General features: G+C 60.0%; 19 protein-coding genes. 6 read left to right on the top strand and 13 right to left on the bottom strand.

What is annotated here, in order from left to right; all coding sequences use genetic code 11:
* Window positions 1-38: 38 nt before the first annotated feature.
* From ACKF11_RS11935 to ACKF11_RS11925, 3 genes are all read left to right on the top strand, one after another.
* Window positions 39-776, top strand: coding sequence for a 16S rRNA (uracil(1498)-N(3))-methyltransferase (locus ACKF11_RS11935; protein WP_407997225.1), 738 nt, complete (start codon window positions 39-41; stop codon window positions 774-776).
* Between the two features lie 74 nt (window positions 777-850).
* A complete protein-coding gene (argA, locus tag ACKF11_RS11930) occupies window positions 851-2416 on the top strand; it encodes an amino-acid N-acetyltransferase (RefSeq protein WP_309566247.1) in 1566 nt (521 codons plus the stop codon).
* Between the two features lie 164 nt (window positions 2417-2580).
* Window positions 2581-3330, top strand: a complete 750-nt coding sequence (locus ACKF11_RS11925; protein WP_407997224.1) for a PEP-CTERM sorting domain-containing protein — start codon at window positions 2581-2583, stop codon at window positions 3328-3330.
* A 98-nt stretch (window positions 3331-3428) separates the two neighbouring features.
* Here ACKF11_RS11925 and ACKF11_RS11920 read toward each other — a convergent pair whose 3' ends face one another.
* The gene (locus tag ACKF11_RS11920) at window positions 3429-5105 is read right to left on the bottom strand and encodes a formate--tetrahydrofolate ligase (RefSeq protein WP_407997223.1); all 1677 of its coding nucleotides are present in this window, start codon (window positions 5103-5105) and stop codon (window positions 3429-3431) included.
* A gap of 434 nt (window positions 5106-5539) precedes the next feature.
* Here ACKF11_RS11920 and argB point away from each other — a divergent pair, with 434 nt between their 5' ends.
* From argB to slmA, 3 genes are read left to right on the top strand one after another with little or no spacing between them, the layout of a single operon-like run.
* On the top strand, window positions 5540-6424 hold the full coding sequence (gene argB / locus ACKF11_RS11915) for an acetylglutamate kinase (RefSeq protein WP_407993077.1): 885 nt from the start codon (window positions 5540-5542) through the stop codon (window positions 6422-6424).
* 22 nt (window positions 6425-6446) lie between these two features.
* Window positions 6447-7124, top strand: coding sequence for a pyrimidine 5'-nucleotidase (locus tag ACKF11_RS11910; RefSeq protein ID WP_407997222.1), 678 nt, complete (start codon window positions 6447-6449; stop codon window positions 7122-7124).
* A gap of 41 nt (window positions 7125-7165) precedes the next feature.
* Entirely contained in the window at window positions 7166-7744 is a 579-nt protein-coding gene (gene slmA / locus ACKF11_RS11905) for a nucleoid occlusion factor SlmA (protein ID WP_407997221.1), read from the top strand.
* Between the two features lie 66 nt (window positions 7745-7810).
* Here the strand turns inward: slmA and ACKF11_RS11900 are convergent, their stop codons facing one another.
* The 12 genes from ACKF11_RS11900 to murG all read right to left on the bottom strand — a co-directional run bounded on the left by ACKF11_RS11900 (window position 7811) and on the right by murG (window position 20935).
* Window positions 7811-9043, bottom strand: a complete 1233-nt coding sequence (locus ACKF11_RS11900) for a multifunctional CCA addition/repair protein (protein ID WP_407997324.1) — start codon at window positions 9041-9043, stop codon at window positions 7811-7813.
* 4 nt (window positions 9044-9047) lie between these two features.
* Complete coding sequence (locus ACKF11_RS11895; RefSeq protein WP_407997220.1) at window positions 9048-10013, bottom strand: complex I NDUFA9 subunit family protein; 966 nt, start codon at window positions 10011-10013, stop codon at window positions 9048-9050.
* 39 nt (window positions 10014-10052) lie between these two features.
* Complete coding sequence (locus ACKF11_RS11890) at window positions 10053-12068, bottom strand: transglycosylase SLT domain-containing protein (RefSeq protein WP_407997219.1); 2016 nt, start codon at window positions 12066-12068, stop codon at window positions 10053-10055.
* A 77-nt stretch (window positions 12069-12145) separates the two neighbouring features.
* Window positions 12146-12328: a hypothetical protein gene (locus ACKF11_RS11885; protein ID WP_407993082.1), complete on the bottom strand. Its 183-nt coding sequence runs from the start codon at window positions 12326-12328 to the stop codon at window positions 12146-12148.
* Window positions 12329-12331: 3 nt separating this feature from the next.
* Window positions 12332-13261: a UDP-3-O-acyl-N-acetylglucosamine deacetylase gene (gene lpxC, locus ACKF11_RS11880; protein ID WP_309566235.1), complete on the bottom strand. Its 930-nt coding sequence runs from the start codon at window positions 13259-13261 to the stop codon at window positions 12332-12334.
* Window positions 13262-13376: 115 nt separating this feature from the next.
* On the bottom strand, window positions 13377-14540 hold the full coding sequence (gene ftsZ / locus ACKF11_RS11875) for a cell division protein FtsZ (RefSeq protein ID WP_309566234.1): 1164 nt from the start codon (window positions 14538-14540) through the stop codon (window positions 13377-13379).
* A gap of 88 nt (window positions 14541-14628) precedes the next feature.
* Window positions 14629-15867 carry a cell division protein FtsA gene (ftsA, locus tag ACKF11_RS11870; RefSeq protein WP_309566233.1) on the bottom strand — a complete coding sequence of 413 codons (1239 nt, stop codon included), beginning with the start codon at window positions 15865-15867 and terminating at the stop codon, window positions 14629-14631.
* A 25-nt stretch (window positions 15868-15892) separates the two neighbouring features.
* Window positions 15893-16624 carry a cell division protein FtsQ/DivIB gene (locus tag ACKF11_RS11865; RefSeq protein ID WP_309566232.1) on the bottom strand — a complete coding sequence of 244 codons (732 nt, stop codon included), beginning with the start codon at window positions 16622-16624 and terminating at the stop codon, window positions 15893-15895.
* Entirely contained in the window at window positions 16614-17522 is a 909-nt protein-coding gene (locus ACKF11_RS11860) for a D-alanine--D-alanine ligase (protein WP_407997218.1), read from the bottom strand. Before ACKF11_RS11860 ends, ACKF11_RS11865 begins: the two co-directional genes overlap by 11 nt.
* Window positions 17515-18408, bottom strand: coding sequence for a UDP-N-acetylmuramate dehydrogenase (gene murB / locus ACKF11_RS11855; RefSeq protein ID WP_407997217.1), 894 nt, complete (start codon window positions 18406-18408; stop codon window positions 17515-17517). Before murB ends, ACKF11_RS11860 begins: the two co-directional genes overlap by 8 nt.
* Window positions 18405-19832 carry a UDP-N-acetylmuramate--L-alanine ligase gene (gene murC, locus ACKF11_RS11850; protein WP_407997216.1) on the bottom strand — a complete coding sequence of 476 codons (1428 nt, stop codon included), beginning with the start codon at window positions 19830-19832 and terminating at the stop codon, window positions 18405-18407. Before murC ends, murB begins: the two co-directional genes overlap by 4 nt.
* Window positions 19829-20935, bottom strand: a complete 1107-nt coding sequence (gene murG / locus ACKF11_RS11845; RefSeq protein WP_407997215.1) for an undecaprenyldiphospho-muramoylpentapeptide beta-N-acetylglucosaminyltransferase — start codon at window positions 20933-20935, stop codon at window positions 19829-19831. The genes murC and murG overlap by 4 nt, the downstream gene beginning before the upstream one ends.
* Window positions 20936-20981 lie beyond the last annotated feature (46 nt).

Genomic DNA, 20981 nt, shown 5'->3' with positions numbered 1-20981 from the left:
CAATTAGAATTATTCACTTTCAATACTACCACCACGTCATGACAATTCCTCGCTTTTACCACCCTGGAGCGCTTACCCCTGGCAGCGAGACGGCATTGCCAGACAACGCGGCTATCCATGCCAGCAAGGCCCTGCGCATGCAAGCGGGAGATGAAGCAATCCTGTTCAATGGCGACGGGCAGAACTACCTGGGCAAAATAACCTCCATCCGCAAGCAGGAGGTGCGGGTCGATATATTAGAAGCGCAGCCATGCCAGACGGAGTCCCCCTTGAAGATCACGCTTGCGCAGGCGATCTCTTCCGGAGACCGCATGGATTTCACGATACAGAAAGCGGTGGAAATGGGCGTGTCATTCATCCAGCCGATCGCCAGCCAGCGCAGCATCGTCAAGCTCGTAGGCGATCGCGCCGAGAAGCGCCGCGAGCATTGGCAGAATGTGGCGGTCTCCGCCTGCGAGCAATCAGGGCGTGCCTACATACCCAGCGTGGCCTCCCCCATCGGCCTGCCCGAATGGCTGGCGCAAAAGCCGGAGGCAGACGCATATATCACCCTGGCCCCAGATGCCCCGGCCGCGCTCGCGCAAACCAGCCCGCCCGGAACCAACATTTGCCTGCTGATCGGCCCCGAAGGCGGCCTGACCGAGCACGAAATCGGGCTCGCCGCCCAGCATGGCTTCGCCCTTGTGCGCATGGGGCCGCGCATTCTGCGCACGGAAACCGCCGCATTGGCCGCCATTGCCAGCATGCAGGCGCTGTGGGGAGATTTCACCCGATGATGCAGATCAAAATTGCATTAAAAGGCCTTTTGCTATAAAAATATGCCTCAAACGCAAAATCAGGACTGATTCCAATGGCTTTAGGCAGCGCAATCCGCAAACGCCGCAAGGCACTCAACATGACGCTGCAGGAGCTTGCGCGCAAGGTCAACGCCAATAGCGGCAACCTTTCGCGCATCGAACGCGGGGCGCAGGGCGTCTCCGAGGCCATGCTGCGCAAGCTCTGCACCGCGCTGGATTGCACCGCCGCCCACCTTTATGCGCAAAGCGACGCGGAAAGCGGCAACAGCACCAACACGTCCCGCCTGACGCTGCACCAGCCACAAGAGTTCGTGCGCTGGTTCCGCGCCGCCGCCCCTTATATCCACGCTTTCGGCGGGCGCACTTTCGTCATCGCTTTCGGCGGCGAGGTCGTGGACGACGGCCAGTTCGTCGCCCTCTCGCACGACCTCAACCTGCTTGCCAGCCTGGAAGTGCGGCTGGTGCTGGTGCACGGCGCGCGCCCGCAAATCGAGAGCCGCCTCCGGCGCGCCAAGCTGCAGACCAAGCTGGTCAACGGCCTGCGCGTCACGGATGACGAGGCCATGGAGGCGGTGAAGGAAGCCAATGGCGCAGTCCGCGTCGAGATCGAGTCCCTGCTGTCCATGGGCTTGATCAACTCTCCGATGGCAGGCGCTGACATCCGGGTCGCGAGCGGCAACTTCGTCACCGCCAAGCCGTTGGGGGTGCGCGAAGGCATAGACCTGCAGCATACCGGCGAGGTCCGCAAGGTCGATGCGATCGGCATCCAGAAGCGCCTGGACGACGGAGAGCTGGTGCTGCTTTCACCCCTGGGCTATTCGCCCACAGGAGAGGTGTTCAACCTGACGCTTGAGGATGTCGCCACCAGCGCCGCTATTGCGCTGGATGCCGACAAGCTGATTTTCCTCATGGATTCCAGCGGGGTGCACAACATCCGCGGGGAATTGCTGCGGGAAATGACTACCGATAAGGCCAGGAACCTGTTGCGCCATATCGGCGACAATGTCGCCCAGCAGATCACCGAAGATGAATTCTATTACCTCCCGGCCGCGGTCCGTGCCTGCGGACAAGGCGTGGCGCGCACGCACCTGATCAGCCGCCATGTGGACGGGGCGATCCTGCAGGAACTCTTCACGCATGACGGCATAGGCACCATGGTCACGGAAGACCCGCTGGAAGCCATGCGCCCCGCGGACATTGGCGACGTGGGCGGCATCTTGCAACTGATCGAGCCGCTGGAGAACGAAGGAATCCTGGTCAGGCGCGGGCGGGAACGCCTGGAAATGGAAATCAGCCATTTCCACGTCATGGAGCACGACGGCAAGATCATCGGCTGCGCAGCGCTCTATCCGTTTCCCGGCACCAAAACCGCTGAGCTCGCCTGCATGGCCATCCACTCCTCGTTCCGCCGCGGCGGACGCGGCGACCGCCTGCTCAGCTATTGCGAAGAACAGGCCCGCGAGCTCCGCCTGCAATCCATCTTTGTCCTCACCACGCGCACCGAGCACTGGTTCCTCGAACGGGGCTTTATCGAAATCGGCGTAGAGCAATTACCGGGCGAAAAGCAGAAGCTGTACAACCTGCAACGCCGCTCCAAGGTGTTCATCAAGCATATTTGAGCCAATCATTTTCCCGGAATGGAAAATAAAGTATTGACCTTTCAAATGAGAATAATTACTATTAATTGTCGATTATGGAAATAATACTGATTCCTATTAATTGATACTTAGTGCCGGTCACGCTCATAGTGCTCAGGCCCATAAACAGATTCAAGGGGAAATAAATGAAAATTGCTTACACTCAAAGTATCCTTGCTTTAAGCTTGCTGGCAGCCGCATCCGTCGCTCAGGCAGCAACTTCTACCAGCCAATACTTTTCCGATGTTGAAGACTCACTGGCGACTGATGGCTTCAACCAACTTATCGCTTCCCGCCTGGGCAGCGGTACAGCTGGACAACAAGCGCTTGTTGATGGCGTTGTAAGCAACGCGCCAGCCGGCGATGCTGTATTAACACGTACATACGGTAATGCATATCCCGCCTCCCTTGGTTTGTACCAATGGACTGGCACAGACTATTCCCTGTTCAGCATCACCGATAACACGCTGATTTCCGACATCGGCTCCATTGTATTCCAGAGCGAAGTATTCCCAGGCGGCAATCAATCTCTCGGCGGCCAAAGCGGCCTTGCCGCAGCGATTTCCGATGTATACCTGAGCTACAATGGCGGCAATCAATTGCTGGCAGCAAGCAGTTTCACCCTGTCCGATGCACCAGTCGATGAGAACTCTCCTTTTTGGGATCCTGAAAACCCAGTCGCTGAAGGCGCAGTAGGCTACTTCACCTGGGACTTCAGCAGCATCAGCGCTCCAATCACCTCTTATGAAATTTCATTCCTGGTCCACCTGCACAGCAGCGTTGTGGCATTCCAGGTAGACCAGATTGCTGCCGCGGTACCCGAGCCTTCTGCTTATGCCTTGATGCTCGGTGGCTTGGCATTGGTCGGCTTCGCAGCCCGCCGTAAGAAGGCCTGATTCACGCTGGCTACCTCACCATCTACCCCGGTGCGGCAACCTCTCTGTAGTTAAGGGAGGTTGCCGTTTTTCTTTTCCGGCCCGCATTCCACATTGCGTCAATCCAAGCCGATCACCCGCCCGTCTTCGTCGATATCAATACGCGTGGCGCTGGGCACGGCAGGCAGGCCGGGCATGGTCATGATGTCATCGCAAATCATCACGACAAACTCTGCCCCGGCACATAGCCGTACAGCCCGAACCGTCAAAATATGCTCGTGCGGCAGGCCGCGCTGGGAAGCGTCGGTGGAAAACGAATACTGGGTCTTGGCAATACAGATCGGATAATGCCCGTAGCCCTCGTCCTGCAACTTGTCGATCATGGCACGCACGCGGCGGGGCGCATGCACCTCGACAGCACCGTAGATATTGCGCGCCACCTTGCCTAACTTGTCCCAGAGCCTGTCCTCGTCCTGATAAACGAAATGCATGCCTGGCATATCGCTGCCATCCATCAGCTCAACCACCGCATTCGCGAGCGCCGCCGCCCCGGCACCGCCTTTTGCCCAATGCTCAGCCAGCACCACCTTGACGCCCAGCCTGGCCATGCGTTCGACCAACAGGTCCAGCTCCGCCGCAGTATCGTGGTCGAAGCGGTTCACCGCCACCACGGAAGGCAAGCCGTAATGCTGCGTGACGTTTTCCACATGTTTTTCCAGGTTGGCAATGCCGCGCTCCAGCGCGCCAAGATCTTCCTTTGCCAACTCAGGAACATCCATGCCGCCGTGGTACTTGAGCGCCCTGACGGTTGCCACGATAACGCAGACATCCGGCTTAAGGCCGGCCTTGCGGCATTTGATATCGACGAACTTCTCGGCGCCCAGGTCGGCGCCGAACCCGGCCTCGGTCACGACGATTTCACCAAGCTTGAGCGCCGTCCTCGTGGCGATGACCGAATTGCAGCCATGGGCGATATTGGCAAACGGCCCTCCGTGCACCAGCGCGGGCGTATGCTCCAACGTCTGCACCAGGTTGGGCTTGATCGCATCCTTGAGCAACGCGGCCATCGCTCCATGCGCCTTGAGGTCCTGCGCCGTTACCGGCTTGCCTGCGAATGTATATCCGACCACGATATTGCCCAGGCGTGTACGCAGATCCTTGAGGGAACCCGCCAGGCAAAACACGGCCATCACTTCCGAAGCCACGACGATATCGAAACCGTCCTCGCGCGGCTGGCCGTTGACCTTGCCGCCCAGCCCGACCACGACCTGGCGCAAGGCCCGGTCGTTCATATCGACGACCCGTTTCCACGTGACCTGGCGCGGGTCGATCTGCAAGGCGTTGCCGTGATGGATGTGGTTGTCGATCATGGCGGCAAGCAGGTTATGCGCTAACGCGATGGCGGCAAAATCGCCGGTGAAGTGCAGGTTGATATCCTCCATCGGCACGACCTGTGCATAGCCGCCGCCGGCAGCGCCGCCCTTCATGCCGAATACCGGCCCCATGGAAGGTTCACGCAGGCAGATGACGGCGCGCTTGCCCAGACGCTGCAAGGCGTCGCCGAGGCCGACCGTGGTCGTGGTCTTGCCCTCTCCCGCCGGGCTCGGGCTGATCGCCGTCACCAGGATCAGCTTGCCGTCTGGCCTCGCTTGCAGATGCGGGTTGGCATTGAGGTCTATCTTGGCCTTGTATTGTCCGTAAAGCGTGATGGAGTCTTCGCTCAGGCCGAGCCCGGCGGCAATCTCGCTGATCTTCCGGAGTTTTGCCTGCTGGGCAATTTCAATATCGCTTGGCATGCATTTCCCTGTTCTGATTGTTGACGGATGCCAGGAGGGTATTGCTATCAAGCTCAGTGTACCTCTGCCGTCCATGCTTTGTAAGAGCCTGTTCACGATCTTTTCATAGGGCGCGCATGGCGCCAACATGCGTCCGGTCAAGGCGCAGTCCGCAGGTAATGCTCATTGCCTTGCCAAGGACTGCAACACAGAGCGGGCGCGTGTTGGTGCCATGCCCTTCGGGTTGCCCCGGCAGCGCAGCCACTGCCGCATTGCAAATCCTCGCAGGGCAATGAGCACGGCTGCGTCTTGCAGCCTACCCTGCCGGGACAACGCGTCCTATGAAAAGATCGTGAACAGGCTCTCAGGAGTTTTAGCGAGCTGTCGCGTGATTTTCATGTTAAACCAGTTAAAATAGCCGCATATTCATTCACTCGCATTTTCAGAGAGAGTCGATGCTCAACCAAACCACCGCCGCCCAGAAAGCCCAAACCCTCGCCGAAGCCTTGCCCTATATCAAGCGCTTTTTCGACAAGACCATCGTCATCAAGTACGGCGGCAACGCCATGACCGACCCCCACCTCAAGGAGTGCTTCGCCAGCGATGTCGTACTGCTCAAACTGGTCGGCATGAACCCGGTGGTAGTGCACGGCGGCGGCCCGCAGATTAACGAATTGCTGGACAAGCTGGGCAAGAAGGGCGAATTCATTCAGGGCATGCGAGTCACCGACGAAGAAACCATGGACATCGTGGAAATGGTGCTGGGCGGCCAGGTCAACAAGGAAATCGTCAACCTGATCAACCGCAACGGCGGCAAGGCGGTCGGCCTGACCGGCCAGGACGGCAATTTCATTCATGCCCGCAAGCTGCTGGTGCAGGACCTTCAAAATCCGGCCAACATGATCGACATCGGCCAGGTGGGCGAGATCAGCGGCATCGACCCCAGCCTGATCCAGTTCCTGGACAGCGGCGACTTCATTCCCGTCATCGCGCCTATCGGCGTAGGCGAAGATGGACAGACCTACAATATCAACGCCGACGTGGTGGCAGGCAAGCTGGCGGAAATCCTCGGTGCCGAGAAATTGATTCTGCTCACCAATACCCCGGGCGTACTCGACAAGACGGGCAACCTGCTCACCGGCCTGACGCCGAAGCAGATCGACGACCTGGTCGCCGATGGCACGCTGTCAGGCGGCATGCTGCCCAAGATCAGCTCGGCGCTGGACGCTGCGCGCAGCGGAGTCAAGTCCGTGCATATCATCGACGGCCGCGTCGAGCATGCCTTGCTGCTGGAAGTCCTGACCGACGCCGGCGTGGGCACCCTCATCACCGCCAAGTAAGCGTATACTCCAGCCCGAACCCATGCCGCACAAGGTCTGGATCTTCGACCTCGACAATACCTTGCATGATGCAGATGCGGAAATCTTTCCGCATCTGCACATCGAGATGACGCGCTACATCATGAGCGAGCTCAATTTGGAAGAGGAAGCTGCCTGCCTGTTGCGCCAGCATTACTGGCGCATCTACGGCGCCACTCTCAAAGGCCTGATGCGCCATCATCGTGTGCACCCTCATCATTTCCTCCAAACTACCCACCAGCTTGACGACCTGCCCAAGATGGTCCGCTCGGTCAAAAGATTGCGGCACACCTTGCAGCAACTCTCCGGCCGTAAGGTAGTATTCACTAACGCGCCGATGAGTTATGCCGAAAGAGTGTTAAAATTACTCTCTATCGACGGCTTGTTCGATCAGGTGTTCAGCGTAGAATCCTCTGGCTTCCACCCTAAACCCGCGATGCGCGGCTTCCGGCACTTGTTGCAGGCGCTCAAGGTCAGCGCGGGCAACTGCATCCTGCTGGAGGATAGCCTACCGGCATTGATGACGGCAAAGCGCCTGGGCATGAAGACTATCCATGTTTCTGCCAGGCCTAGGCGCGCCAGTTATGTCGATGCCAGGATTTCCAGCGTGCTGGAGCTTCCGCACACTTGGATTTATAAAACATACAACAATGCAGAACATCGCCAGCAGCCGGGGACATAAGGTTCCGGCCTGGCTTTCTGCCTGGATCAAGAGGTAAAGAAATGGCTTTGAAACCCGGAGAACGCAAGCAGCAAATCCTGGAAACCCTAGCAAAAATGCTGGAATCGCCCAAACGCGAAAAAATCACTACGGCTTCCCTCGCGGCCAAGCTGGAAGTCAGCGAAGCAGCGCTCTACCGCCACTTTCCTAGCAAGGCTCGCATGTTCGACGGCCTCATCGAGTTCATCGAGCAAACGCTGTTCGGCCTCATCAACAAGATCACCTCGGAAGAAGAGGAAGGCCTGCGCCAGGCACGCCGCATCGTCACCATCCTGCTGCTGTTCGCGGAAAAGAACCATGGCATGACCCGCGTACTGATCGGCGATGCGCTGGTCAACGAGGACCCTGCCCTGCAGATCCGCATCAACCAACTGTTCGACCGCATCGAGTCCACCCTGAAGCAAAGCCTGCGCATTGCCGAAACCCAGACCGGCCGCAAGTTCGACCCAGAATCCCAGGCCAACCTGCTGCTGTGCTTCGTGATCGGCCGCTGGCATCAGTTCGCCAAGAGCGGCTTCAAACGCAAGCCGATGGAATATGTGCAGCAGCAACTGACATTGCTATACGGGCTGGAAGAGTAATTACAGTCATTTACACCAAAGAAAAAGCCTCGCAGTTGCGAGGCTTTTTCTTTGCATCCATTCTAATCATGATGCCCAAGCCAATGGAAAATTGAATGCCGCCTCCATGGCCGCGACGCGGGCATTAAACACCGCATCCCTGATGGCAGCAGGATTGACCTGCTGCTTGGCCACCTCGCCCACATCCACGGCAATGACCATATCCAGGATATCCAGCAATAGCTGAAACTGCGGCAGAGGCTGATCTTCGAAACCCGTGCGCCCCCGGGCATCGGCCTCGCAGGCACGCAAAAAATCCCTGAAACGACCAGGCTGGCGCAGAGCATCCGTTTCCTGCAAAAAACGCAATACAGTAGCAGCCTTCATCTCGCCGACCTGGTGCACCTTGCCGTGGAATTTCGCCACCACCAGCGCCAGTTCCTTGCAGTCGTTCGGTACGCGCAGGCGTTTTACCAAAGACTGCAATAATTCCACGCTACGCTCTTCGTGGCCGATGTGCCGGGGCAGGATATCGGCAGGCGTCGTGCCCTTGCCGAGATCGTGCGTCAATGCCGCAAAACGCACCGGCAGGCTGAAGCCTGCACGGGCGGCATAGTCGATCACCAGCATGACATGGACGCCGGTATCGACTTCGGGATGATATTTAGCCGTCTGCGGCACGCCGAACAGCCTGTCCACCTCGGGCAGCAACCGTTTGAGGGCGCCGCAGGCCCGCAGCACCTCGAACATGCGGCTGGGCTGCTGTTCCATGAGGCCCTTGGCCAGTTCCTGCCATACGCGCTCCGGCACCAAGGCATCGACTTCGCCATCCTCCACCATGTCGCGCATCAGCGTCATGGTTTCTTCCGCCACGGTGAATTCGGTGAACCTCGCCGCAAAGCGCGCGGCGCGCAGGATACGCACCGGGTCTTCGCTAAAGGCCGGGCTGACATGGCGCAATAGCTTGGCATCGAGGTCGGCTACGCCATGGTAGGGATCGATCAATTGCCCATGCTCGTCCTCGGCAATCGCGTTGATGGTGAGGTCGCGTCGCGCCAAGTCCTGTTCCAGCGTGACTTCCGGGTCGGCATACACCTGGAATCCCTTGTAGCCTTTGCCGGTCTTGCGCTCGGTGCGTGCCAGGGCATATTCCTCATGCGTCTCGGGATGCAGAAATACGGGGAAATCCTTACCTACCGGCCTGTAGCCCAGTTGCACCATGGCTTCTGGCGTGCTGCCTACCACGACGTGGTCGCGGTCCTTGACCGGCAGGCCCAGAAGCCTGTCCCGAACAGCGCCGCCAACCGTATAGGTGCGCATGAGTTTACCGCTTGCTGAACGTACGCCCGGCCAGGCTGCGGAAACGGTCATAGGCGCTGCGCGGGGTATCGCCGACGAGGTATTCCGGCGCCACCGCCTCCAGTGCCGTGGTCGGGACGCCAAACAGTTCTCTCACCGGTGCTGCGCACACGCTATCCACCTCCATGCTGAACAGGTTGTCGCGCGTCATGAGCTTCACCGGCAGCTTTTCCATGACATAGGCCTGGTAATAGGAGAGCTTGTCGTTGAGCGGGACAATCCGGCGTTTCTTGCCCAGCAGGAACGCCACGAACTCGATCAACTGCTGCAAGGTGTAGACTTGGGGGCCGCCTAGGTCGATGCTGCGGCCATAGGTGCTGACATTCTCCAGGGCGGCGACGAAGACATGGGCGACGTCTTCCACCCAGATCGGCTGGAAGCGTGCATTGGGCTTGGCGACGGCCACCACCGGCAATATCTTGACCACGTTGGCGAACAGGTTGAGGAACTGGTCGCCGCGGCCGAAGATGACGGAGGGGCGGAATACCGTCACATCGACCTCGCGGGCTCGCGCCAGCACAGTGGCCTCGCCAGCCGCCTTCGAGCGCAGATAGGCGCTCTTGGCATCGGCGTCGGCCTGGAGCGCGCTCATGTGCAATAGGCGCTTCACGCCTTGTTTGCAACAGATGTCGACGATGCGCGCCGGCAACTCGGCATGCAGCTTGTCGAAACCGGCTTGCGAGGATTCATGCAGGATGCCGACCAGGTTGATTACGGCATCCTGCGCGTGCAAGTGCCCGGAGAGCGCCGTGTCATTGAAGATATCGCATTCGACGACCTGCACGTTGGGCAACAGGATGAGATGCTTGCTGCTTTCGCGTCTGCGGGTCAATACCTTGACGTCATACCCGGCGACGCTGAGCTTGTGCACGACCGCACTGCCCACGAAACCAGAGCCACCAATCACACATACTTGCCTGATACGTTGCATTACTTCATGTCCCTTTGCTTGCCTATGTTGAGTGCTTTGCTAATCTTGTTCCGGGTTGACGGGCTCGCCTATCCCCGGCACAGTCCCCAGCCGCTGTTTCAGCGTCTGGGGCTTGGTGCCCAGCTGCTGCGAGTAATAGACGGAGTTGCCCAGCACCTTCTTGACGTAATCCCGCGTTTCGCTGAAAGGAATGGTTTCCGCATACACCGCGCCTTCCAGCGGCTTGTCCGATGCCCAGCGCTTGGGCCTTCCCGGCCCTGCATTATAAGCTGCGGTCGCCATCAACGGCTGCTGGTCCATCTTGTCCATGGTATAGCGCAAGTAATGGGTCCCGAACTTCAGGTTCGTGTCGAGCTGGTTGATCATGGCAGGCTTGTAGTCCCCCATGCCCATGCGCTTGGCGATCCACTTGGCGGTTTCGGGCATTACCTGCATCAGGCCGGATGCGCCGACCACGGACTTGGCCCAGCTGACAAAGCGGCTTTCCTGGCGGATCAGGCCGTATACCCAGGCCTCGTCCAAGGCATTATCCGCGGCATACCCCTGCATCAGATCGCGATAGGGCGTGGGGTAGCGCAGGGCGAAATCATGCAATAGCTTGGTGCGGTCGGCCGTGCTGATGGCGATGTCGTACCAGCCTTCGCGGAACGCCACTTCGGCAGCGGCGATCAGCTGCTTGTCATCGAAGTCGCGGCTGGCAAACCGCCACTCCTCGCGCGACTCCCAACGCATCTCCAGCCTGCGCAGCGCCAGGGCGCGCTGTACGCCTGCTTGATCCAATACCGCCCGCACTTCGTTCGCACTCGCCTTGTAAGGATCGGGCGTAGCGCCCAGGGCATCCCCTATTTCCTCTTCCGCCAACAGGCCGTAATAGGTGTTTTCCTTGGCAAGCTTGACCAGTATCAGGTTGGCCGCGACGATCTGCTTCTGCTCCTTGAGCGCACGGGCCTTCCAGTACTGCCACACCTGTTCCTCTTGCTGCGATTCCGGCATGGCGGCAATAGCCGCCTGCAATGCCTTCCAGTCGCCGGCGCGCATGGCAGCCCTGGCTTTCCATTCCTGCTGGTCCTTGTCCAATACGGTGCTGCCGGCGCGCTGGAAATAGGTCAACGCGGCCGGGTCATGCTTGCGTGCGGCATACAGGGCAAAACGGCCCCAGAAATAGTCGCGGTCGGCCGCATCGAAATTGCCATGCAGCTTTTCCCACAAATCCAGTGCCAATGCGGGCTGGCTGCGGCTCAGCCGCTCCAGCGCATAGAGGTTGAGCTCCCTGCCCAATCGGCTCTTGAAGCTGATCTGGCGCTTTTCCAGCACTTGCTGCGGGTTTTGGTAAACCCGGTCCAAAAGCTTGAGGTTGTTCTTATCGATGTCGGGCAGGCGTTGCAACACGGTTTTGGCGACGGTGATCTTCGAGCCTTGCAGCAGCAAACGGGTTCGCGCCCAGATATCCTCCTCGCGCAACACCCCGCCTTTCTGCAAGCGCTCGAACACGGCGCCGCAGTTCGCAGGCAGCTCGCTGCCCGTCATCCAGAGCGCCTTTCCATCCTTGACGGCGGACTCCAGCCCTTGCTGGATGCCGCCGTCGGCCGCATAGCAGCTGACTGCCATATCCTCGCGCTGAAACTTGGGATACTCTTCAAAAAACGTGTTCCAGTCCTGGCGCTTTGCCAGCACCTTCAGCCACTCGCCGCGCAAGCGATCGGCAAACGGGGCGTCCTTGTATTGCTCGAGAAAGTTTTGCACAGACTGGCTGCTTGCCTGGTTCAGGTCGAGCAACAAGCGCCAATAATCGGTATAGGGAGCGAGAATATAATGCTGCGCATGCAGGCTTTGCGAAGCGGTGGTGAGCGCATTGAGGTTGCGCGCGTTATAGGCGGCGCGTGCGCTCAGGAAGAGGTCGTCGGGGCCGGCGGCATGCACAGGCTGATTGCCCAGCACCAACGCGCCAGCCAGCAGGATTGAAGCCAAAGCCATCCTGCAATTGCCCAACCATTTGGCTTTGCCTGCACGCCGCAGACTGCCTGCCTGCGCGCCGCCCATCTGACTTAACTGCATTGTGTTATACCCAAACCATGACGCTTGACCAAGCATAGCATAGCCACCCCCTGAGATGGCCGCTGCAATTGAGGAATCTAGTAAAGAATGATGCGGCCCATGGAGATCACCAGAGCCACCACCATGAGCATGACCAAGGTGAACTTGGTCAACTGCCAAGTGAACTTGAGATAGCGCTTGTCGCCGGAGATGAAGTAGACACCCAGCGACACGGCAACCGAGATCAAGCCCAGCACCAGCAGGATGCGCAATACCAGCATGGCTTAGACGTATTGCAACGCGGGCGGCAGGCCGATGGGATTCTGGAAAGCGCCGGGCGCTTCCTCGAACTTGTCGAAAGTAGCGTATTCCCAGGCATCGCCGTCGGCCAGCAATGTCCGCAACAGTTGGTTGTTCATGTAATGGCCCGCCTTGTAGGCGCTGAACGCGCCGATCAAGGGGTGCCCCAATACGTACAGGTCGCCGATGGCGTCCAGCATCTTGTGCTTGACGAATTCGTCGTCATAACGCAATCCGTCGCTGTTCAATACGCGATAATCATCCAGCACGATGGCATTGTCCAGGCTGCCGCCCCGAGCCAATCCCATGGAGCGCAAGGCTTCCACTTCATGCATGAAGCCGAAGGTGCGCGCACGGCTGATTTCCTTGATATAGGAGTTGTCGGCAAAGTCTATGCTGATCTTCTGCCCGGTATGCTCCACGGCAGGATGGTCGAAATCAATGGTGAAGTCGAGCTTGAAGCCGAAATAAGGATCGAAACGCACCCATTTGTCGCCTTCGTGGTACTCGACGGTTTTTTTGATACGGATGAATTTCTTCATCGCGTCCTGTTCGACAATGCCGGCCTGTTGCAGAAGGAAGACAAAAGGTCCGGCGCTGCCGTCCATGATAGGCACTTCGCCCGCATTGAGCTCGATATGGATGTTGTCTATGCCCAACCCGGCCAGGGCAGACATCAGGTGCTCGATCGTGGCAACCCGCGCACCGTTGCATTCCAGCGCGGAACACAACTTGGTGTCGGTAACGAGATGAGGCTGCACCTTGAACTCCGCAGTCTCGGGCAGATCGACCCTGCGGAATACGATACCGGTATCGGGCGCTGCCGGCCGCAAGGTCAGGGTAACCTTGTCGCCGGAATGCAAGCCAACACCGGTGGCGCTTATTTCTTTTTTCAGCGTTCTTTGTTTAAGCACTGCTGTCCCTCTCGCGAGAGTCCTCATTCATCTAATTGCCATATTATAGCACGTGGCGCTGCCCCGCCCGGAGCGGGCAGGCATCCCACCGGCCCTTGCGGGCCCAGGCAATGCCTTAATCAGCCTGCTTGCGCAGGAATGCAGGAATATCGTATTCCTCCACGCCTGACATCTTCATGGCTTCGACCTGGGCGCGACGGCCATTGGAGCTGAATACCGCAGGGCCTTCGTCATCCATGCCGCCCATGTAGACAGGCTGGTTGGTCGTACCGTCGCGCACCTGGGTCATCACGCGCAGCTCGGGCTTCTGCTGGCGGCGTGCCACTGCGCCATTCAAGCCAGTTGCCACCATGGTGACGCGCAAGCCATCGCCAATGGACTCGTCGAATACATTACCGACGATCACAGTCGCATCATCCGCAGTGAACTCCTTGATGGTGTTCATCACGTCGTAGTATTCCTTCATCTTGAAGGAAGTGCTTGCGGTGATGTTGACCAGCACGCCGCGCGCGTTGGCCAGGTTCACGTCTTCCAGAAGGGGACTTGCCACTGCCTGTTCAGCCGCGATACGCGCACGCTCGCTGCCGGTAGCCGTTGCAGACCCCATCATCGCCATGCCCATCTCGGACATCACAGTACGCACGTCGGCAAAGTCGACGTTCACCATGCCAGGGCAATTGATGATTTCGGCAATACCGGAAACCGCGTTATGCAACACATCGTTGGCCGCCTGGAACGCTTCCAGGAACGGCACGTCCTCGCCCAGCACCTGCATGAGCTTTTCGTTAGGGATAATGATAAGAGAGTCGACGTGCTTGGAAAGTTCTTCCAGTCCTTCCTGTGCGACCTTGGTACGTTTCCCTTCAAAAGAGAATGGCTTAGTCACTACCGCAACTGTCAAGATGCCCATTTCCTTGGCGACTTCGGCAATGATAGGGGCAGCACCAGTACCGGTACCACCACCCATACCAGCAGTGATGAACAGCATGTCCGCGCCGTCAATAATTTCGGCAATACGGTCACGGTCTTCCAGCGCAGCTTCGCGACCGATTTCTGGCTTGGCACCAGCGCCCAGGCCCTTGGTGATGTCAGTACCAATTTGCAATACCGTCTTGGCCTGGCTCTTTTTCAAGGCCTGCATGTCGGTATTCGCGCAAATGAATTCCACGCCGCCAACTTCCTTGGCAATCATGTGTGCCACGGCATTACCACCGCAACCACCCACGCCTATCACTTTGATCACGGCCTCTTGTGAGTCCCTGTCCATAATCTCAAACATGTTAAATTCCTCCAAAGTTACGTCTGCCTAAACTCGAAAAAAGCACTATTGCTTACACACAATCGCTTACAAACACGCTATTCAACTACTAAAAATTACCCTGGAACCAACTCTTCATCCGGCTCAACACCTGGCTGAAAGAATTGGATTCCATCTGTCCCTGGAGCTGACGTTCCACCTGTTGCTGGCCCATCAACACCAGTCCCACCCCGGTGGCATACCGCGGATTGCCTACCACCTCGGACAAACCTCCCACATTGCGCGGCATGCCAAGGCGCACCGGCATGTGGAAAATCTCCTCACCCAGTTCCACCATCCCCTTCATGAGGGAGGAACCACCTGTAATCACGATGCCGGAGGCGATCATTTCCTCCATGCCGCTGCGGCGCAGCTCGCCGAGCACGAATTCATACAGCTCGACCACGCGCGGCTCGATCACCTCGGCCAGCGTCTGCACCGACAACTGGCGCGGGTCGCGGCCGTCGACGCCGGGCACTTCCACCACTTCGCGCGAGTCGGCCAACTGGCGCAAGGCGCAGCCGTGCTTGATCTTGATCTCTTCCGCCGACTGGGTCGGCGTGCGGAACGCCACCGCCACGTCGTTGGTGATCTGATCGCCTGCAATCGGCACCACGGCGGTATGGCGGATTGCGCCCTGCTTGAACACGGCGATGTCAGTTGTGCCGCCGCCGATATCCACCAGGCAGACGCCGAGCTCCTTCTCGTCCTCGGTCAACACCGCCAGGCTGGAAGCCAGCGGCTGCAGGATGAGGTCGCTCACCTCCAGGCCGCAACGCTTGATGCACTTGACGATGTTCTGCGCAGCGGAGACGGCGCCGGTGACGATATGCACCTTGACCTCGAGCTTCATGCCGCTCATGCCCAGGGGCTCGCGCACGTCCTCCTGGCCGTCGATGATGAATTCTTGCGTGAGGATGTGCAGGATCTGCTGGTCGGACGGCAAGGCAATCGCGCGCGCGGTCTCGATCACGCGGTCCACGTCCATCTGCGTCACCTCGGCATCCTTGATCTTCACCATGCCGTGCGAATTGAGGCTCTTAATATGCGAGCCCGCAATGCCGGTGAACACGGTGCTGATCTTGCAATCCGCCATGAGCTCGGCCTCTTCCAGCGCGCGCTGGATGGCCTGCACCGTGGAGTCGATATTCACCACCACGCCCTTCTTCAGCCCGCGCGAGGTGTTCTGACCCAGGCCGATGACCTTGAGGCTGCCGTCCAGCTGCAACTCGGCCACGATCGCCACGATCTTCGAGGTGCCTATATCCAGGCCGACAATCAGATTCTTATCTTCCCGGACCCTGCTCATTTATTTCTCCAATTTTCCATGTTACTCACGCTGCTCCTGTCTTGCGTTTTGGCGTCGACCCCTCGGGCTTGCGTACGGCAAACCCGTTGGGATAGCGCAAATCGGCGTAGTTGATCGCCACTTTCAACCCGCCCAATGTCTGTCCGTATACGCTGGCGAATTTCTGCAAGCGCGTTTCCATCTCTTCCCGCCCCAGCTCGATCACCATGCCGTTGCTGGTCTTGATCTGCCAGGCGCGGCGCGGGGTCAAAGCCAGTTGCGCGATATGCATGCCGGTACCCGTACCCAGGATCTGGCTATATACGCCGTATTGCTTCGCCACCTCCGCCACGCCGTCCCCCGGACCGTAGAACACCGGCAGGTCGCTGTCCGACGCCGCATGGAACAGCTCGCCGTACGTATTCACCAGCGCGATATTGCCCCAGCGTGCCAGCTCCCTCTGTTCCTCGATCACCACCTCCAAACGGTCGGGCCAGCGCTTGCGCACGCTGACCTTGCGCGCCCACGGCAGCTTCTGGAAAGCGTCGCGCGCCTTCACCACGTCGACCGTGAAGAAATTGCCCTGCAAATGCCGGTCCGCGATCAGCTTGATCTGCTCGCGCGTCACGTGTTCCAGCGTGCCTTCCACCCGCACTTCCTTGAGCGGGAAAATCGGCAGGTGCACCACCACATACACCAGCCCATACAAAAACATCACGGCCGCCAGCGCATTGAGCAGGTTCGCGATCCAGTTAAGGGCGCGCGGCTTATCCCACATGCGCAAGCTCCAATATCTTCAGCACCAGCTCGTCGAAACTGAGCCCGACCGCCTTGGCCCCCATGGGCACCAGGCTGTGGTCGGTCATGCCGGGCGAGGTATTCACTTCAAGGAAGTAATGCCGCCCGGCTTCGTCCATGAGGAAGTCCACCCTTCCCCAGCCCTGCCCGCCGACGACGCGGAACGCCTGCAAAGCCTCGGCCTTGATTTTTTCCTCCAGCGCGGCATCCAGCCCGCACGGGCAGAGGTATTGCGTATCGTCGCGCAGGTACTTGGCCTCGTAGTCGTAGAACTCGTTGGCAGGCACGATGCGGATCACGGGCAAGGCTTCGTCGCCGAGAATGCCCACCGTGTACTCGCCGCCGCCGACGAATTGCTCCGCGATCACCAACGGGTCGGACTTGGCCGCCAACTCATAGGCAGCCTTGAGGCCGCCTGCCTTCTTTACCTTGCTGATGCCGATGCTGGAGCCCTCGTTGGCAGGCTTCACGAACAAGGGCAGGCCAAGGCGCTGCTCGATCGCGGCGAAGTCGCTGTCGGCATCGATCAGCTCGAACTCGGGCGTCGCCACGCCAGCCGCGCGCCAGAGCAGCTTGGTGCGCCATTTGTCCATGCCCACGCTGGACGCCATCACGCCGCTGCCGGTATAGGGAATGCCCATGAGCTCCAGCGCGCCCTGGATGGTGCCGTCCTCGCCATAGCGGCCATGCAGTGCGATGAACACACGGTCGAATCCGGCCAGCTCGCTCAACTCGCGCTCTGCCGGGTCGAAGGCATGGGCATCGACGCCGCCGCGGCGCAAGGCGGCCAGCACCGCGGCGCCGCTCTTCAGCGATACCTCGCGCTCGCCCGACTTGCCGCCCAGCAGCACGGCCACCCTGCCGAAATCCCTACTCATGCCCATCCTCTCCAATCACTCTCACTTCCGGTTGCAGGTCCACGCCCTGCTGTTGCTTCACCACCGCCTGCACATGCAGGATCAGCCGCTCTATATCCTTTGCCGTCGCCCCGCCCTGGTTGACGATGAAGTTGGCGTGCTTCTCCGACACTTGCGCCCCGCCGATGTTGTAGCCTTTGAGGCCGCTGGCCTCGATCAGGCGCGCCGCATGTTCGCCCGGCGGGTTGCGGAACACCGACCCGGCATTCGGCAGGTTCAACGGCTGTGTCGCGAGACGCCTGGCCAACAGCTGCTTGATCCTGGCCTCGGCTTCCATCGCATCGCCATCGGCCAACCTGAACCAGGCCGCGACGAACCACTCGTCCGCCACCGGCATCTCCACATGGCGGTAGGCGGTGGCGAACGCCTGGTGGTTGCGCTCGTGCAGCTTGCCTTCGCGGTCTATGGTCAGCACGCGGTCGACAATCTCCCAGGTCTCGCCGCCATGGCAGCCGGCATTCATCGCCAGCGCACCGCCCACGGTTCCGGGAATGCCCGCCATGAACTCCGCGCCATGCCGATGCTGGCGCGCGGCAAACTTGGCAAGCTTGGCGCAGGTTACGCCCGCCTCGGCGTAGACAAACTCTTTATCCGTCTGCAATGTAGTCAACGCACCATGCATAAGGACCACAGTGCCCCTGACGCCACCGTCACGCACCAGCAAGTTGGAACCCAGGCCGATAAAATACAGCGGCTCGTCGGCAGGCAATCCGGCAAGGAATTGCTGCAGGTCGTCCAGGCTGGCGGGCACATACAGCCGCTCGGCCGCCCCGCCTGCACGCCAGCTGGTATAACGGGCCAGGGACTCGTCATACAGCAAGTTGCCTGTCGCGACCGTGGCCGTCACTGCACGGCCTCCATGGGTACGCTCTCTGCAGCGGCCGCCAGCTCCCTGGTTTTGGCGGCGACCTGGCCGATGGAGCCTGCGCCCATCACGATCACCACATCGCCATCCCGCGCCATATCCACGATCGCCTGCGGCAATTCCTGCGGCGTTTCCACGAATAGCGGTTCCACCTTGCCAGCGACACGGATCGCGCGTACCAGCGAGCGGCCGTCAGCTGCCACGATTGGCGCTTCTCCTGCGGAATACACTTCGGTCAGCACCACCACGTCGGCGCCGGAAAGTACTTTGACGAAATCCTCGAAGCAATCACGGGTGCGGGTATAGCGGTGCGGCTGGAAAGCCAGCACCAGCCTGCGCCCGGGAAAGGCATCGCGCGCCGCTGCAATCACGGCATTCATCTCGACCGGGTGGTGCCCGTAATCATCGATCAATGTAAAGTACCCGCCGTTTTTCGCCGGCATTTCGCCATACCGCTCGAAACGGCGTCCCACACCCTTGAACTCGGCCAGCGCCTTGATGATGGCGCTGTCGGGCACGTTCAACTCGCTCGCCACTGCAATCGCGGCCAGCGCATTCAGCACGTAATGCCTGCCAGGCAGGTTGAGCGTGACATCGAATGTCGTCGTCACGCCGTTGATGCGGCTCACGGTAAAGTGCATGCGCCCATTTTCCGCACGCACGTTGCTGGCGCGGATACGGGCCTCTTCCGAGAAGCCGTACGGCATGACCTGCTTGGAAATCTGCGGCAGGATGGCGCGGATATTCGGGTCGTCGATGCATACCACGGCCATGCCGTAGAACGGCAGGCGCTGCAGGAATTCGACGAATGCCCCTTTGAGCCGCTCGAAATCATGGCCATAGGTATCCATGTGGTCTGCATCGATATTGGTGACCACGGAAATGATGGGAGTAAGGTGCAGGAAGGAGGCATCCGACTCATCGGCCTCCGCGACGATGAACTCTCCCGTACCCAGGCGCGCATTGCTGCCTGAGGCTTCAAGCCGCCCGCCGATCACGAAGGTGGGGTCCATCCCGGCTTCCGCCAGGATGCTGGCAATGAGGCTGGTGGTCGTGGTCTTGCCGTGCGTGCCCGCAATCGCGATCCCCTGGCGGAAGCGCATGAGTTCGGCCAGCATCAATGCGCGCGGCACGATGGGGATGCTGCGCTCGCGCGCCGCCGCCACTTCGGGGTTGTCATCCTTGACCGCGCTGGAAATCACCACCACGTCGGCCTCTCCAAGGTTTTCCGCGGCATGGCCCTGGTGCAGCCTGGCGCCGAACCCGGCCAGCCTTCGCGTTGTCGCATTGTCGGCGAGATCCGAGCCGCTGACGCTGAAGCCCAGGTTGAGCAGGACTTCGGCAATGCCGCTCATGCCGGAACCGCCTATACCGACAAAATGCACGTGTTTCACTTTATGTTTCATGGGCGCTTCCCTCCCTGCGACGGCAGGGCAATACTTTCCAATTCGTTTGCAATCGTCTCTGTCGCCTTAGGCCTGCCCAGCTCGCGCGCGGCATGCGCCATTGCCAGCAGGCGGGTGCGCGTCAGTTCCTGCAGCAGCGCGGCCAGCCTCTGCGGCGTCAGTTCCTGCTGCGGCAAATGGATGGCTGCGCCGTGCTCGGCCATCCAGCGGGCGTTGTCGCGCTGGTGCGAGGTGGTCGACACCACCAGCGGCACCAGGATGCTGGCGACGCCGGCCACCGCCAGCTCGCTCACCGTGATCGCCCCGGCCCGGCATACCAGCACATCGGCCTCGGCATAGGCGCCCGCCATGTCGTCGATAAAGGGCGCCACCCTGGCTTCCACGCCAGCGGCGGCATAAGCCTCGCGCAAGGCGTCGATATGTTGCGCGCCGGACTGGTGGGTCACTACCGGACGCTGTCCCGCAGGCAGCAAAGCCAACGCCTTGGGCAAAGTCGCATTCAGCACTTGCGCCCCCAGGCTGCCGCCCACCACCAGCACGTGCAGCGGGCCTTGACGGCCGGCAAAGCGCTGCTCCGGCGAAGCGATATCAACAATCTCGGCACGCACCGGGTTGCCGGTCACGCGCGCCTTGAACGCCATGCCGCCCAACGTCGCGGCGCCGCCATCGAAACCGAACAACACGCGCTTGGCATGCTTGACCAGCGCCCGGTTCGACATCAGCAAGGCGGCATCCGCATTCACCACTGCCAGCGGCACGCTCGCAGCCCTGGCCGCCCAGCCGCCCGGCACGGTGACATAGCCGCCCATACCGAGCACCGCCTGCGGCTTCAATTCACGCATCAGGCGCCATGCCGTCCAGGTGGATCCCAGCAGGCGGAACATCCCCTGCAACGTATGTTTCCATCCCTTGCCGCGCAGGCCGGAGAACTTGAGCTGCGTCATCGGCAATCCGCTGGGTGGCACCAGGCGGTTTTCCATCCCGTGGGTCGTGCCCAGCCAATGCACGTTCCAGCCGCGCGCCTGCATGGCCTTGGCGATCGCCAAGCCTGGCATGACGTGCCCGCCGGTGCCTGCCGCCATGATGAGTAAGGTCTTACTCATGCAAACCACCTTTGACCCATGGGAAAACAGGCGCCTGGCAATGTTG

The organism is Methylobacillus draconifructus (genome assembly GCF_045984385.1).
Classification (GTDB): Bacteria; Pseudomonadota; Gammaproteobacteria; order Burkholderiales; family Methylophilaceae; genus Methylobacillus; species Methylobacillus flagellatus_A.
The sequence above is the reverse complement of the archived record's forward strand: the minus strand, read 5'-3'. Positions and strand labels throughout refer to the sequence as shown.

Excerpts from the sequence above, each read along its gene's own strand:
- ACKF11_RS11935 (WP_407997225.1), top strand. The coding sequence starts at position 39 with ATGACAATTCCTCGCTTTTACCACCCTGGAGCGCTTACCCCTGGCAGC.
- argA (WP_309566247.1), top strand. The coding sequence starts at position 851 with ATGGCTTTAGGCAGCGCAATCCGCAAACGCCGCAAGGCACTCAACATG.
- ACKF11_RS11925 (WP_407997224.1), top strand. The coding sequence starts at position 2,581 with ATGAAAATTGCTTACACTCAAAGTATCCTTGCTTTAAGCTTGCTGGCA.
- ACKF11_RS11920 (WP_407997223.1), bottom strand. The coding sequence starts at position 5,105 with ATGCCAAGCGATATTGAAATTGCCCAGCAGGCAAAACTCCGGAAGATC.
- argB (WP_407993077.1), top strand. The coding sequence starts at position 5,540 with ATGCTCAACCAAACCACCGCCGCCCAGAAAGCCCAAACCCTCGCCGAA.
- ACKF11_RS11910 (WP_407997222.1), top strand. The coding sequence starts at position 6,447 with ATGCCGCACAAGGTCTGGATCTTCGACCTCGACAATACCTTGCATGAT.
- slmA (WP_407997221.1), top strand. The coding sequence starts at position 7,166 with ATGGCTTTGAAACCCGGAGAACGCAAGCAGCAAATCCTGGAAACCCTA.
- ACKF11_RS11900 (WP_407997324.1), bottom strand. The coding sequence starts at position 9,043 with ATGCGCACCTATACGGTTGGCGGCGCTGTTCGGGACAGGCTTCTGGGC.
- ACKF11_RS11895 (WP_407997220.1), bottom strand. The coding sequence starts at position 10,013 with ATGCAACGTATCAGGCAAGTATGTGTGATTGGTGGCTCTGGTTTCGTG.
- ACKF11_RS11890 (WP_407997219.1), bottom strand. The coding sequence starts at position 12,068 with ATGCAGTTAAGTCAGATGGGCGGCGCGCAGGCAGGCAGTCTGCGGCGT.
- ACKF11_RS11885 (WP_407993082.1), bottom strand. The coding sequence starts at position 12,328 with ATGCTGGTATTGCGCATCCTGCTGGTGCTGGGCTTGATCTCGGTTGCC.
- ftsZ (WP_309566234.1), bottom strand. The coding sequence starts at position 14,540 with ATGTTTGAGATTATGGACAGGGACTCACAAGAGGCCGTGATCAAAGTG.
- ftsA (WP_309566233.1), bottom strand. The coding sequence starts at position 15,867 with ATGAGCAGGGTCCGGGAAGATAAGAATCTGATTGTCGGCCTGGATATA.
- ACKF11_RS11865 (WP_309566232.1), bottom strand. The coding sequence starts at position 16,624 with ATGTGGGATAAGCCGCGCGCCCTTAACTGGATCGCGAACCTGCTCAAT.
- ACKF11_RS11860 (WP_407997218.1), bottom strand. The coding sequence starts at position 17,522 with ATGAGTAGGGATTTCGGCAGGGTGGCCGTGCTGCTGGGCGGCAAGTCG.
- murC (WP_407997216.1), bottom strand. The coding sequence starts at position 19,832 with ATGAAACATAAAGTGAAACACGTGCATTTTGTCGGTATAGGCGGTTCC.
- murG (WP_407997215.1), bottom strand. The coding sequence starts at position 20,935 with ATGAGTAAGACCTTACTCATCATGGCGGCAGGCACCGGCGGGCACGTC.